Origin of the sequence: Prochlorococcus marinus str. MIT 0912 (assembly GCF_027359595.1) — a bacterium.
In the GTDB taxonomy this organism is placed as follows: Bacteria; Cyanobacteriota; Cyanobacteriia; order PCC-6307; family Cyanobiaceae; genus Prochlorococcus_B; species Prochlorococcus_B marinus_C.
In genome coordinates this window covers 1,886,937-1,898,947 of the sequence record NZ_CP114783.1, presented here as the reverse complement: position 1 = coordinate 1,898,947, position 12,011 = coordinate 1,886,937, and the positions used below count along the sequence as shown (strand labels likewise).

Below are 12,011 nucleotides of genomic sequence, written 5' to 3'. Positions count from 1 at the left end.
ATCTTATTCAAAACAAAAATTAATCAGATGCAATGATTAGTAACTTAAGCTTCTTAGAAAGAGAATAATCTAAGATTAATAACTATGGATCCTGTTAAAAGTAAAGCAGCAAATACAAAAAGAACTAATCAAAACAATAAACCAACTGTAGTTTTAATGACAAGATGGCACGCGATATATAGATGTAAAAGTCGTTTATCAAAGGATATAGGGGCATTTAAAGCAGCAAAGATCCAGGAGAAACTAACTAATCACACAATTAAAGTGGCCAAGCTAATTCAAAAAGAAGGTCTCGCAGACATAAAAGTTGCCATCGATGGAATTGGTATAAAAGCTGCAAAAAAATGGGCCCTGTTAAATGGAATCAAAACGGTTGATATTCAAGGACCTGGAAATCTAGGAACAAAAATGAAAAGACAGTTTTTAGAGACTCATTCTAGAAAAAATCTTTCTCACCAGATTCGAAATCCTATCTTGCTAATTGGAACTGATTTACCATCAATCTCACATTTTGAATTAATCCAAGCTTTGCAAATTCTTAAACATAAAGACATGGTTTTGGGACCTTCAAGTGATGGAGGATATTGGCTTATAGGACTTTCAAATAAAATTTTAAATCCTTTATGTACGTGGCCATTTTCTGGTATATGTTGGGGAACCGATAAGGTCCTTCAAAAAACAATTCGATTAGCATCCTTAAATCAAATCAATTATCAACTTCTTCAAAATAAAAATGATCTGGATAATATTATGGATTTATCACCATGGCTAGATTACAAAAGTTTCCGACTCTCAGTATCATCATACCAACTTTAAATGAGTCGAGCCACCTCCCTCTTCTCCTTGCCGATTTAAATGAATGGCCACACGATTTTGAATTAACCATAGTTGACGGAGGGAGTATAGATTTAACTATTTCAATTGCACAAATACAAGGAGTAGATGTTATTAAAAGCCATAAAAAGAATAGAGGCTATCAATTAAAAACTGGGGCTTCAAATTCAAAAGGAGAATGGCTTTTATTTCTACATGCAGATAGTAGATTAAGCCCAAGTTGGGTAAAGAGATTATACAAAATAATAAAAAATAAAAAGTCTAAGAATTTTGCTTGGTATTTTGATTTTAAAATTAAAAAAGCAAATCTAGAGTTCAGGATTTTAGAGATAGCAGTAGCACTTAGAAGTTATTTCTTACAACGACCTTATGGAGACCAAGGCTTACTTATACATAGAGATCTATATTACAATTCAGGGGGGTTTTCTTCATTAAAAATAATGGAAGATCTAGACTTTATAACAAGAATTACTAAAACAACTAGAGTAAAACGTATTAGAGGAAGTATATATACAGATGATATAAAGTGGTCCAATTCAAATATCATTAAACGTGCAATAAAGAATTATATATTAAGAAAAAAGTGGCGAGGTGGTTATAACATAGATAAAATATCAAAAGAATACAATACATAATTTTCAAAGACAAATATCAACAATCAATTTGAATACCAAAATGCACATTTATTACCTTTTGGTTCTAAAGTCCAACCTTGCCTTTTATAAAAAGTAATAACATCAGAATCAGCAAACAAAGTTACTCTGCTAATACCTTCTCTTTTTAAACTCTTCATTAGATATGACATAAGTTGCTTTCCTAATCCATAACCTTGATAAACAGGGTTAATGGCTACATCCCATATTGTTGCATCAATTATTCCGTCCCCAGTGCATCTTGCAAATCCAATCAATCTTGGAAATTTTGGATCATGCTGCCATAGACCAACCTTGAGCAAACTATTATCAAGTGCTCTTTTAACTCTCCTCAGTGGTCTCCTCCCCCAACCCACGGCCTGAAGAAGTTGCTCTAGTTCAATTAAATCAAAAGATTTTGAATTACTAAACACAAATAGAGATGAATTATTTTGATTAAAGTATTGAAGAGCTTGTTGTCCATAAATATTTTTTAAAGTTTCATCTGAAAGAATATTTTCATTTCTCCGGCCTGGCAAACCTATTTTTGTTGATCCTATATTAATCATAAGTAAATACAAATTAGATGGTTGTAAGACCTTTTTCTTGCAACTCAGAGAGTTGCGAATAAAGTCCACCTAAAGCTCTTAACTCTTCATGTGTACCTTGCTCTAATAGACTTCCTTTTTTCATGACGAGGATTCGATCAGAGGCTTCTATTGTTGCTAGTCTATGTGCAATTACAAGTGCAGTTCTTTTCTCTAACAATCTATCAAGATCTCTTTGTAAAGTTGCCTCAGTTGATGGATCCATAAAAGCAGTCGCCTCATCCATGATTAATACTTTTGGATCTCTTATTGCAACTCTTACAATAGATAAAAGTTGCCTCTCACCTGAAGAAAGATTCCCTCCTCTTTCTCGAATATAAGTATCTAATCCATTAGGTAACTTTCTCAATAAATTATCAAGACCTAAATCACTACATATGTCTTTTAAGCGCTGATTATCAATTACAGAATCTAAACGCAGATTATCTGCAACATTTCCGCTAAATAGGAAAGTATCTTGAAGCACAACTCCAAGTTGTTTCCTTAACGACTCGATAGGTATATTTTTAATATTTTGACCATCAATATATATATTTCCTTTTTGAGGCTCATAAAGTCTACATAACAATCTTATTAAGGTAGTCTTCCCTGAACCAGTTGGACCAACAAGTGCAACGTGTTCGCCTGGTTTAATTTTAAAACTTAAATCATTGATTATCGGTTCATCTTCTCTATAGAAAAAACTTACATTTTCAAATAGAACTTCCCCAAAAACAGTTTTCCTTGATTTTGTCGATTCTTTATTTTCTGCTTTAGGATTAATTTGATCATATATCTCGATTTTTTTCTCAAGCAATTCACTTATTCTTTCCACTGCTGTTAACCCTCCCTGTATTTGTGTAAATCTTTCTGCCAACTGTCTTAAAGGTTCAAATAGTCTTTGTGAATAAAGAATAAATGTCGTAAGAGTACCCAACCCCATTGCTCCTGCTGTAACCATATAACCTCCAAGAGAAATAACTAAAGCAACTGCAGCTAATGAGACCCATTCGATAAATGCAGAGATACTACTGTCATAAAAAATGGTACCGTTTACGGCATTTTTATAATTATTTCCAGTTTTAAAAAAGTTTTGACCATTTAATGTTTGTCTTCTAAACATTTGAACAACTTCAAGACCTTGTAGATTTTCCTGAAAATTTGCATTTAATTGGGAAAGTTCTTCTCTAACTTTATAGTTTTGTCTTCGATAACGTTTTTGTAACCATAGAATAAAAAACGTAACAGGTATTTGAACAACCAAAAGGAGAACACCTAATCTCCATTCAATTAAAATCATAGTTATTGATATAACTATAAGACTCACAAAATCAGCCAATACTCCAACAGCTCCACTACCAAAAACTTCTGACAATGCATCAACATCACTAGTTAATCTTGTAAGTAATTTGCCAACAGGCATTTTGTCATGAAAACGCAAAGACAATGACATGGAATGAGAAAACAAATCATTCCTAATCCTTGCAGTCAGCCTCTGGCCTACAGCCTGTATATTGTATGACTGAAACCCCTGCAATCCAAGTCTAAGTAATACTGTGATGAATAGTATTACTATTATAAAACGAATAGATAATTCATTAGTAAACTTATCAAAAAAAAGTATCGTATCCTCTCCCCTTAAAACAGAAATAGCCTGCCCAACAAGAAGAGGTTGAATTGCGCCAGCCAATGCCACAGGTATTAATATTAAAAGTATTAGAACTAAACGTTTTTTTTCTTTTTTTAGATACTTTCCAAGTTTCTTAACTCTTCGAAGATCATTTTTTGCCATCAGAAAAGAGGTTGGTCTGAGATTGGATTTGAATTGAGTCAATAATTTCTTGAAGGGGCCCTTTATCAAGTCTTAGAGATAGTGGGTGCCCAACAAGGCGAGCACTTGATTTAAAAAGTTCTTCAATTTCAACAAGACCATTATCTCTAAGAGTACGACCAGTTGCGACTAAATCAACGATTGCTTCAGCCATACCTGTAATGGGGCCTAGCTCAACAGATCCACTCAAATGTACCAATTGAACGGGCAAATCAATTTGATCAAAAAAATTCTTTGCGCAGTTCGTGAATTTACTTGCCACGCGGCAATTTGGTGGCAAGTCAGAAGCACTCAAATAACCACTGCTTGACTTAACTGCTACAGACATATGGCACTCTCCAAACCCAAGATCTACTAAATTCGATACTTGTAATTTCTGCTCTTGTAATACATCAAAACCCACTATTCCTAGTTGCGCCTGACCATAAGATACGTATACAGGAACATCACTGTTCCGAACTAAAAGGGCTTTGGCACGGCCACAAACTGACGGAACCATTAATTGCCGATTGCTATCTTCTAAAACGGCAGAGAAATCAAGTCCAACGTTAGAAAACATTGAGACTGATTCTCGCAACAAAGCACCTTTAGCTAAAGCAACAGTAAACATGTCAGAAACTATTGAAGTGGATTCTAACTATTCCATTACCTAAATAAACAATGTTAGAGAAAAAAAGCGAATTCACTATTTACCCAATTACTGTCTTACAGGACAATATCGTATGGGTATGGGTCCACAATTGCAATGCAGTAGTAGTAGATCCCTCCATATCGGAGCCAGTAGAAAAATGGCTTTTAGAAAAAAATCTATCCTTAAAAGCTATCCTTCAAACTCATCATCATGATGACCATATTGGTGGAACACAAAAGTTAATCAAAAGATGGCCTCAAGCAAAGGTAGTTGCATCAAAAAAAGAACTAAAAAGAATCCCTTTTCAAACATTCTCAGTTGGAGATAATGATGTTTTCCATTTAATGGATAGTGAAATTAAAGTTATAGAAGTCAACGGTCACACCATTAATCATATAGCTTTTTACATATCAAAAGAAGCTACTAAATATAATATATTGTTCCCTGGAGACACATTATTTAGTGGAGGTTGTGGTCGACTCCTAGAAGGTACTCCAACTCAGATGTTTGAAAGTTTATGTAAACTTAATTCCCTTCCAAAAAGCACTAAAATATACCCAGCACATGAGTATACAGAAAACAACTTAAAATGGGCCTTAACATTAGAGCCAACAAATCTTTCTATTATTGAAAGATTAAAGCTTATTCAAAATAAACTTCAGAAGGGAATGACTAGTCTCCCATCAACACTTTCAGAAGAAAGAAAAACAAATTTATTTTTAAGAGCAGAAAATATCGATAAATTTACAATGCTAAGAAGACACAAAGATAGCTGGAAATGTTAAATTCCAACTTGTGTAGCAAACCCCTTAATTCAAGACTCATTATTCATGAAAAGTACAGCGATAGAACCAATCGAAACAAAAGCTGCACCCAAACCCGTTGGACCTTACAACCAAGCTGTTTTGGTAGAGAACTTTTTGTATTGCTCAGGACAAATTGCTTTAGACCCCTCAACTGGTGAAATGATCGGGAATGGAAATATAGAAGAAGAAACCAGACAAGTTCTAAAAAATTTGATGGCTGTAATCAAAGCAGCTGGAGGAAAAAGTTCAAACGTTATTAGAACAACTATTTATTTGACTGATTTAAATGATTTCGCAAAAGTAAATTTAATTTATGCAGAAACTTTTAGCCAAACAGTAAGTCCCGCAAGAGCATGCGTTGAAGTATCAAATCTTCCCAAAGGTGGAAAAATTGAAATAGATTGCATTGCTTGGTTAGGAAACAAAGAGTAAAAACAACATTGTGACTAAATAGATCCTTGCCACTTTGCTAATTGACCCCATTATTGTCTAAATTAATAGTTGATTCGCAATAAACAATGTCCACTGCCAAGTTGACTATTGGCGAACTAGAAGCAGGGTACCCTCTTTACTGCAAAGCACTTAGGAGGCTTTTGCAACAAGGACGTACCCCTGATCAAATTCAAAGGACAGTTTGTTGGAGCCACTTAGAGACTCTTAATAGATGTTTGCCTGGAAGATATAAAACCCCCTCCTATCTAATGGCATTAATCAAAAGGGATCTAGAACAACCAAAAGAGGATGATTAATTCTCTTCCTGTTTATTTAAAAAATCTATTTTACTTGCGAAATCATGGTCATCTTTTGATATTTCCTCTTTCTCCTTATTTTCTAAAGGTCTGATAGTGATATTTGCATAAGTCTTCCCGAAACTTATATCTGGAAAGCGATTAACCTTCTCGCAAAAATCACCTAACGCATCAAGAAAATCTCTATTTTTTTCATAAGATTGAAATTCAAATCTTTTTTCAAGACACTCTGGTCTTTTTTTTTGCCTCCACCCTTCCATGATAAAAACTTATCTTTTGTAAAAGCTACTACATCGTGAATTGATTGAAGAAATACTTTGTAAATTAAAAATTAATCAGCTTCTCCTTTTCGCTCCACTTCCCTTCAATGCTGGCTCGACCTCAATATGAGGTCGAGCAATTATGTGCGCAGCAACTAATCCATCCCCGACTCGCTCACAAGCATCAGCACCTGCTCTCACAGAAGCATTTACAGCACCAGTCTCACCACGAACCATTACTGTTACATATCCTCCACCAACTAGTTCCTTAACGATCAAATTAACTTCCGCAGCTTTTGTCATTGCATCGGCCGCTTCAATTGCTGGTACCAATCCACGAGTCTCTATCATTCCTAATGCAATACCAGAGCTTGAATTACTCTCAAAACCTTTATCGTTTCCGATTGGTTTTTTAGTTGAAGCAGCACCTCTAGAGCCATTAGATAGATTTTTAGCGCTAGGAATATTTTTAGTACTAGATGTTTTACCGGTTGAGGAAGACTGTATCTTCGAAGAAGTTTTTGTTTGAGTAGTTGAATTGATAGGAGTAATATCAACTACTTGATCTTTAGGCTTAATAGTTTTATTACTACTTTTTTGTCGACGATTTGAAGAGTTAGTCATAGTTTAAGAATTTATAAAATTAAGCTTTATTGAATAGTGCTTAAACTAATCATCAGGTGACCAATTATCAATAATCCCACCAATGGTTAAATCAGTTTGAATATTTGGGTTTGGACATCCCCACCTCGCAGCGGTTCCTGTTGCGGTAAAAACCCAATTACCTTCTCGCGCACCGACAGGGTCAACAGCCACAAGTCTTTTACCTTTGTTATTGCACAATATTCTTAAATGCATATGTCCTAAACCTTCCACTCTCTGCGAACATACCAACCGTCCCATAACTTGCATGATCTCCATTATTTTGCTCCTCCTGGAATCTGTTGTTGAGTCTCTGGATCCCAATGATCAATAATCCCAACAATGGTTAAATCACTTGGATAAGACTTACTTCCAGCAGCTTCGCGAGCGGCAGAACTTCCTACACATATCACCCAATCATCTGGTTTACATCCAACAGCATCAACAGCAACTTTTTTTGAGCTACCGTCTAATACAACCTGTAAATGCTTATGTTCAAAGCCTGGAATACGATTAGTTGAGACAAGTGGTTTGAGAACTTTACAAATGAGCATTTAGTGAGCCTCCTGAGTGACTGGATCGAGGGAAGAACCTACAACTTCTGCAGGAGCCTTTTTATCTCGATCTCGAATAGTAAGAAATGTGTGAAGTGAACCATTATCTATTAAATCTCGATAACGAGACTTAATAGCCTCATTAATTCTATGACAATCAGATAATGCTCTATTTCTAGCATGAGGGACACTACCTGAGTAATCAAAGCGAATGACAATAGGGATTGGTAAACTTCTCGAGATATTGAGACCTGTAAAAATTTTCACTCCGACGTCGAGATCAGGAGCTCCTTGTTCAACAGTCTCCAAATGAGCAAAATAAGTAAGATTCCTTAAATGAACTTCTTTAAAACCAATACCTACACCAATAAACCTCTCAGCATGCCCTGCATCTTGGTAGCTTCCGGAATGAAAATTCTTCACATAATCAATTTGAGAAATATTATTTGAAATGAGTTTGGTAATAAACATAACCATATTTGGATCTGTTTCTCCAGGGCAAACACCTTTGATATTTTCTTGAATTTTTTGAAGAGCCTCTTCAGCTTTTAAAAATTGAGTCTCTTTGTATATTTCATTTGTACAAACCCATGATTTCAAATCAACTTCATTAGTTTTCGAAGGCGTATGAACTCTTATCGCGTCTGTATCTGTGTCAATACCAATTAAAAGCAAATCAACGGATGCACCGCAGCAAAAACTATTTTCGACTGCTTCCCTAAAATCTAATAATCTCTGTAAGCCCTCTGATGCTGCTAACTCATCATTACTACCATGAGCAGCACATCCTTGGTGTGTAGGGTCAACAGAACTAAAATGATAGATTACTGATTTTAAATATCTTGTTGGCTCAGTTGCAGCATTAGGAATTGACTCTCTATATCTACTATGTTCAGTTTTAACCCAACGGTTAACTGTTTTTTCAATATCAAATAATGCACCTGCATGAGAACGCCTCCTGACAGAACTAAAAGGTATACGTAATGCATAAGAAATAGCATGAGCTAATCGACCATCGGCACAAGGAGTTATATCTAAAAGATGAAAGCCACATTGATATAGGAAAGACTGGAAAGATTTAGCATATTGACTGTTTCCAGATCCCTCTAGTGGATCTGAATCAAAAAATTCATTACTCGTCAATTGGTGTGATTGAAAAACACACCATGCAAACAAGGCACTTATGTCAACACTTCCAACCCAAGCCTTTTCAAGTATGTGCAGTGGTAATTCATAACCTAATTCCGAGAGACATAAATTTTGAGCTCTTTCTACAAAATTCAAATCATTTTGAAGACTAGAGACTCTTTTTAAAAGAGGGACAATATTATCAAATCGACCTTTAACCTTTTTTTCATATTGATTTAACTTCTGATTTTCTTGAGAGTTGGTTAATGGATGATCCTTGGAGAAAGAGCTAATGGTTTTTATTTCATCAGAGAAAGAATTAGTAGTCTTAATTACTTCAGAATTCAAGCCCTGATTTTCTAGGTCGACAAATCTCTTCATAGGAGCTGTTGGCCCACGAAGAGATTTCTTGGCCAAATTACGATAGGCCATCGACTATTTAACCTCTTGCTCCACCAGAGAAAGTAACCAGTTGACCATCCCTTGTGTTACCACTAGAACCAGTGATTAGAAAATCTGGTTCAGGAACTTCTTCGTTTCTCTTTAATTCAGATGCTTTCATTGCACTCATTGGTCCTGGACGTGAAGGATTTCTACGCTTAGCAGATGCACCTTCTGTTCCAGTGACATGTTCTCCTCTAGCCCAATCATCACCAGTTATATTCAATCCTGCAGATTGTCCTTCTCCTGTTATTTGTGAGGTTGGGCGTTGCTTAGCTTCTTCATTAACTATTTGATCAACTTTATTATTCTGAGTATTTGATGGTTTTCTGTCAAAGCGAAATTGTTCAGTACCAGTCACTTTATTTGCAGCCATATCGAATGGGCCAGTAATTCTTGAGCTATCTTCGTAGCTCGTACCTGTGACACCTGCATTGATTTCATTTTGAATATGAGCTTGCCTCGCTGGAGATTTTACGCTGAAACTTGTCCATGCAGCTGCTTTTTCAGTATTTTCCTGTTGAGCATAACCTTCGGGAATATTTGATAAACCACAATTGTCTACCAATTGATCACCGCCAACATATGGAGTTCCAGTTAAAGGCTCACAGGCACCTTTATGTGCACCTGTCATTTTCCCACCTATACCTGGCTGCTGACCAGTCAATCTTGCTGCAGGAGTACCAAGTTGCCTTGGGGTTCTAGCCTCTATCTCAGATGACGCAGAATTATCACACCATTGATTTGCTTGATCTAATCCTGCATAGGGTGTACCTGTAACTGCTTTACAAGTACCAGGTTCATCTCCTGTTACGAGAGGAGATCTACCTGTCATTGTTCCACTAACTTGTTGAGTTTTATTCGTAACACTCAGACCAACTTTTGCGGGATCAGGAGCAGGCTTACTTCCACAAAAAGCATCATATTGGCCAGATCCCACATACTCATCTCCCGTCACATTCTTACAACTACCAGCCTCATTGCCAGTAACATTTTCTCTTCTAGAGACATCAGTGCCAGTTACTCCGTTCCCACGAATTGTAGTTAATGAGCCAACCTTTTCTGCTGGTCTACCAGAAGGTAGTGGATCAGAACCTAAATACTGATCGCCAGTTAAACCTTTATTTGATCCTGCTTCATTTCCTGTAACTAAAGCTGACCTTCCTGTCATAGTTCCACTGACTTTCTGACCATCAATAGTTTGGCTATAGCCAATTTTTGAGGGTGAAGGGTTAACTCCTCCGCAATAATGATTGGATTGATTAGCTGATATATATTCAGTACCAGTAAGGTTTTTACAAGTACCAGGCTCATCACCAGTAACTTTTTCTGATCTACCAACCTCGTTACCCGTTACTAAATTTCCATGAGTTGTATTTGTAACACCTACCTTTGCTGGCTGGCTTATAGGAGTGTTTGAACCATTACAGAAAGAATCAATAACTTCTGAACCAAGATACTGAGTACCTGTTATTGAACGGCAAGTACTTGCTTCATTACCAGTAGTTTTTATAGATCTATTTGCTTGAGTTCCAGTAACAAGCTGACCAGTTGCGGTCTCACTCATTCCTACTTTCCAATGAGCATCAGGAGCACTAGCATTTTGCTTTGCACCATTTTTATTGGGACCACAAGGTCGAGTTACTGAAGTACGTTTTGATCCAGTGGCACCAGTTTTACTTTTAAGTTCTCTTACTCTTTGAGCTATTTCCTTAGTTGTTAGATCTGGATTACCTTGCCTCGCAACAGATGCAGCTGTTGTTGGTTGTTTCCCAGCAGATTTACCGTGCTTTGATAATGCTTCTCTTCGAGCCAGCACAAAAGCTCTACTTGAATTCGTAATTGCTTTTCTTTTAACAGTTGAACGGTGATCAGTTGTTCTTTTATTTAATTTCAAGCTAACTTCTGGCTTTGAAATTGTATTACTAGTCTCCTCTAAAGCTTTTTGCTCACATTCTGGACAACAATGTTCAGCCTTTTTTGCGTCATAAGAAGGAGCGTTTTGAACCTTTTTCCTCTCAACATCAACTCGAGTTATATCTTTACTGTTATCGGCAGATTTTCCTCTACGTGACAATGCTTCTCTTCTTGCAATAACAAGTTGTCGACTTGGTTGTGCTACAGAACTTCTATATGATCTTGAACTACTTGTGCTCCCAGAAGTACTTAATTGAAAACTACTTGTACTTGGTTGAGAGGAAGAATTATTTGAATTAGCCATAGATTTATTGGGTTTCACAAAACCAGAATTTGTCCTCGTAGCTCTTGCATCACCAGAAGAACGCACTCTATTAGCCGTAGAGCCTTTAACAGAAGCATTTTTACCTCCTTGACTTAGAGCCTGGCGGCGTTCAAGAACTAATTGTCGACTTGTTTGTTTTGCCATATCAACCCAATGGAGAGGTTACAAAAAATAAATTAAAATTCTCTAAAGAATGATTAGCCCCAAAAAATTTTGAGGCTAATTTTATCAAAGCCTAATATTTAGCGGCCTTGAAAAACTACAAAGCAAGTACCTTGACTTTGTGTATATGCGTCATATCCAACGATACGAACATGATGGTCAGGATATGCTCTATGGCAAGCTTCTAACTCGCTAACAACCAAATTTAAATCTTTCTCACCAAAGAAAGGTAATTTCCAATAAGACCAATAGGTCTGCATTGAACCACTTGGTTGAACATGCTCAATAACTGGGCTCCAACCCTGAGCAATGATATAAGCGATTTGATCGTAGATTTCGTCCTGGGTCATCGGCGGTAAGAAGCCGAATGTTTCCAGGGTGGCGACTGTTTGATAGTCACCTACTGTGCTCTGGAAAGGCATGGTGAACTTAAGTTAGTGAATGAGTGAAAGTCGATTTAAATATCGACTAATGAATTTAAGAAAGTTAGAGGCAACTTAAATGTCACCTCT

15 protein-coding genes are annotated in these 12,011 nt (G+C 36.4%); 5 read left to right on the top strand and 10 right to left on the bottom strand.

Features of this window, described 5'->3' with window-relative positions; genetic code table 11:
- The first annotated feature begins 84 nt into the window (after positions 1-84).
- Positions 85-816 carry a TIGR04282 family arsenosugar biosynthesis glycosyltransferase gene (locus tag O5640_RS10825; RefSeq protein ID WP_269612491.1) on the top strand — a complete coding sequence of 244 codons (732 nt, stop codon included), beginning with the start codon at positions 85-87 and terminating at the stop codon, positions 814-816.
- Complete coding sequence (locus O5640_RS10820; RefSeq protein ID WP_269612490.1) at positions 765-1,469, top strand: TIGR04283 family arsenosugar biosynthesis glycosyltransferase; 705 nt, start codon at positions 765-767, stop codon at positions 1,467-1,469. The genes O5640_RS10825 and O5640_RS10820 overlap by 52 nt, the downstream gene beginning before the upstream one ends.
- A gap of 23 nt (positions 1,470-1,492) precedes the next feature.
- Here the strand turns inward: O5640_RS10820 and O5640_RS10815 are convergent, their stop codons facing one another.
- Genes O5640_RS10815 through hisG form a run of 3 tightly spaced genes read right to left on the bottom strand, consistent with a single transcriptional unit; the run spans position 1,493 to position 4,494 of the window.
- The gene (locus tag O5640_RS10815) at positions 1,493-2,035 is read right to left on the bottom strand and encodes a GNAT family N-acetyltransferase (RefSeq protein WP_269612489.1); all 543 of its coding nucleotides are present in this window, start codon (positions 2,033-2,035) and stop codon (positions 1,493-1,495) included.
- A gap of 13 nt (positions 2,036-2,048) precedes the next feature.
- Positions 2,049-3,845: an ABC transporter ATP-binding protein gene (locus O5640_RS10810; protein WP_269612488.1), complete on the bottom strand. Its 1,797-nt coding sequence runs from the start codon at positions 3,843-3,845 to the stop codon at positions 2,049-2,051.
- Entirely contained in the window at positions 3,832-4,494 is a 663-nt protein-coding gene (gene hisG, locus O5640_RS10805; protein ID WP_269612487.1) for an ATP phosphoribosyltransferase, read from the bottom strand. Before hisG ends, O5640_RS10810 begins: the two co-directional genes overlap by 14 nt.
- 50 nt (positions 4,495-4,544) lie before the next feature.
- On the opposite strand from hisG, the gene gloB reads away from it, so the two are divergent.
- From gloB to O5640_RS10790, 3 genes are all read left to right on the top strand, one after another.
- Positions 4,545-5,300: a hydroxyacylglutathione hydrolase gene (gloB, locus tag O5640_RS10800; protein WP_269612486.1), complete on the top strand. Its 756-nt coding sequence runs from the start codon at positions 4,545-4,547 to the stop codon at positions 5,298-5,300.
- A 45-nt stretch (positions 5,301-5,345) separates the two neighbouring features.
- The gene (locus O5640_RS10795) at positions 5,346-5,753 is read left to right on the top strand and encodes a RidA family protein (protein ID WP_269612485.1); all 408 of its coding nucleotides are present in this window, start codon (positions 5,346-5,348) and stop codon (positions 5,751-5,753) included.
- A gap of 86 nt (positions 5,754-5,839) precedes the next feature.
- Positions 5,840-6,070, top strand: a complete 231-nt coding sequence (locus tag O5640_RS10790) for a DUF3136 domain-containing protein (protein ID WP_269612484.1) — start codon at positions 5,840-5,842, stop codon at positions 6,068-6,070.
- Here the strand turns inward: O5640_RS10790 and O5640_RS10785 are convergent.
- The 7 genes from O5640_RS10785 to O5640_RS10755 all read right to left on the bottom strand — a co-directional run bounded on the left by O5640_RS10785 (position 6,067) and on the right by O5640_RS10755 (position 11,921).
- Positions 6,067-6,330: a 4a-hydroxytetrahydrobiopterin dehydratase gene (locus O5640_RS10785; protein ID WP_269612483.1), complete on the bottom strand. Its 264-nt coding sequence runs from the start codon at positions 6,328-6,330 to the stop codon at positions 6,067-6,069. The genes O5640_RS10790 and O5640_RS10785 overlap by 4 nt on opposite strands.
- A 75-nt stretch (positions 6,331-6,405) precedes the next feature.
- The gene (locus O5640_RS10780) at positions 6,406-6,954 is read right to left on the bottom strand and encodes a BMC domain-containing protein (protein ID WP_269612482.1); all 549 of its coding nucleotides are present in this window, start codon (positions 6,952-6,954) and stop codon (positions 6,406-6,408) included.
- Between the two features lie 45 nt (positions 6,955-6,999).
- Entirely contained in the window at positions 7,000-7,251 is a 252-nt protein-coding gene (locus tag O5640_RS10775; protein ID WP_269609932.1) for a carboxysome peptide B, read from the bottom strand.
- A complete protein-coding gene (locus O5640_RS10770; protein ID WP_269609931.1) occupies positions 7,251-7,526 on the bottom strand; it encodes a carboxysome peptide A in 276 nt (91 codons plus the stop codon). Before O5640_RS10770 ends, O5640_RS10775 begins: the two co-directional genes overlap by 1 nt.
- Positions 7,527-9,086: a carboxysome shell carbonic anhydrase gene (locus O5640_RS10765; protein WP_269612481.1), complete on the bottom strand. Its 1,560-nt coding sequence runs from the start codon at positions 9,084-9,086 to the stop codon at positions 7,527-7,529.
- Positions 9,087-9,093: 7 nt separating this feature from the next.
- Complete coding sequence (locus O5640_RS10760) at positions 9,094-11,481, bottom strand: CsoS2 family carboxysome shell protein (RefSeq protein WP_269612480.1); 2,388 nt, start codon at positions 11,479-11,481, stop codon at positions 9,094-9,096.
- Between the two features lie 98 nt (positions 11,482-11,579).
- On the bottom strand, positions 11,580-11,921 hold the full coding sequence (locus O5640_RS10755; protein ID WP_011294511.1) for a ribulose bisphosphate carboxylase small subunit: 342 nt from the start codon (positions 11,919-11,921) through the stop codon (positions 11,580-11,582).
- Positions 11,922-12,011 lie beyond the last annotated feature (90 nt).

What these genes read in the sequence shown, in the direction of transcription:
- O5640_RS10825 (WP_269612491.1), top strand. Translation starts at nt 85, where the DNA reads ATGGATCCTGTTAAAAGTAAAGCAGCAAATACAAAAAGAACTAATCAA.
- O5640_RS10820 (WP_269612490.1), top strand. Translation starts at nt 765, where the DNA reads ATGGCTAGATTACAAAAGTTTCCGACTCTCAGTATCATCATACCAACT.
- O5640_RS10815 (WP_269612489.1), bottom strand. Translation starts at nt 2,035, where the DNA reads ATGATTAATATAGGATCAACAAAAATAGGTTTGCCAGGCCGGAGAAAT.
- O5640_RS10810 (WP_269612488.1), bottom strand. Translation starts at nt 3,845, where the DNA reads ATGGCAAAAAATGATCTTCGAAGAGTTAAGAAACTTGGAAAGTATCTA.
- hisG (WP_269612487.1), bottom strand. Translation starts at nt 4,494, where the DNA reads ATGTTTACTGTTGCTTTAGCTAAAGGTGCTTTGTTGCGAGAATCAGTC.
- gloB (WP_269612486.1), top strand. Translation starts at nt 4,545, where the DNA reads ATGTTAGAGAAAAAAAGCGAATTCACTATTTACCCAATTACTGTCTTA.
- O5640_RS10795 (WP_269612485.1), top strand. Translation starts at nt 5,346, where the DNA reads ATGAAAAGTACAGCGATAGAACCAATCGAAACAAAAGCTGCACCCAAA.
- O5640_RS10790 (WP_269612484.1), top strand. Translation starts at nt 5,840, where the DNA reads ATGTCCACTGCCAAGTTGACTATTGGCGAACTAGAAGCAGGGTACCCT.
- O5640_RS10785 (WP_269612483.1), bottom strand. Translation starts at nt 6,330, where the DNA reads ATGGAAGGGTGGAGGCAAAAAAAAAGACCAGAGTGTCTTGAAAAAAGA.
- O5640_RS10780 (WP_269612482.1), bottom strand. Translation starts at nt 6,954, where the DNA reads ATGACTAACTCTTCAAATCGTCGACAAAAAAGTAGTAATAAAACTATT.
- O5640_RS10775 (WP_269609932.1), bottom strand. Translation starts at nt 7,251, where the DNA reads ATGGAGATCATGCAAGTTATGGGACGGTTGGTATGTTCGCAGAGAGTG.
- O5640_RS10770 (WP_269609931.1), bottom strand. Translation starts at nt 7,526, where the DNA reads ATGCTCATTTGTAAAGTTCTCAAACCACTTGTCTCAACTAATCGTATT.
- O5640_RS10765 (WP_269612481.1), bottom strand. Translation starts at nt 9,086, where the DNA reads ATGGCCTATCGTAATTTGGCCAAGAAATCTCTTCGTGGGCCAACAGCT.
- O5640_RS10760 (WP_269612480.1), bottom strand. Translation starts at nt 11,481, where the DNA reads ATGGCAAAACAAACAAGTCGACAATTAGTTCTTGAACGCCGCCAGGCT.
- O5640_RS10755 (WP_011294511.1), bottom strand. Translation starts at nt 11,921, where the DNA reads ATGCCTTTCCAGAGCACAGTAGGTGACTATCAAACAGTCGCCACCCTG.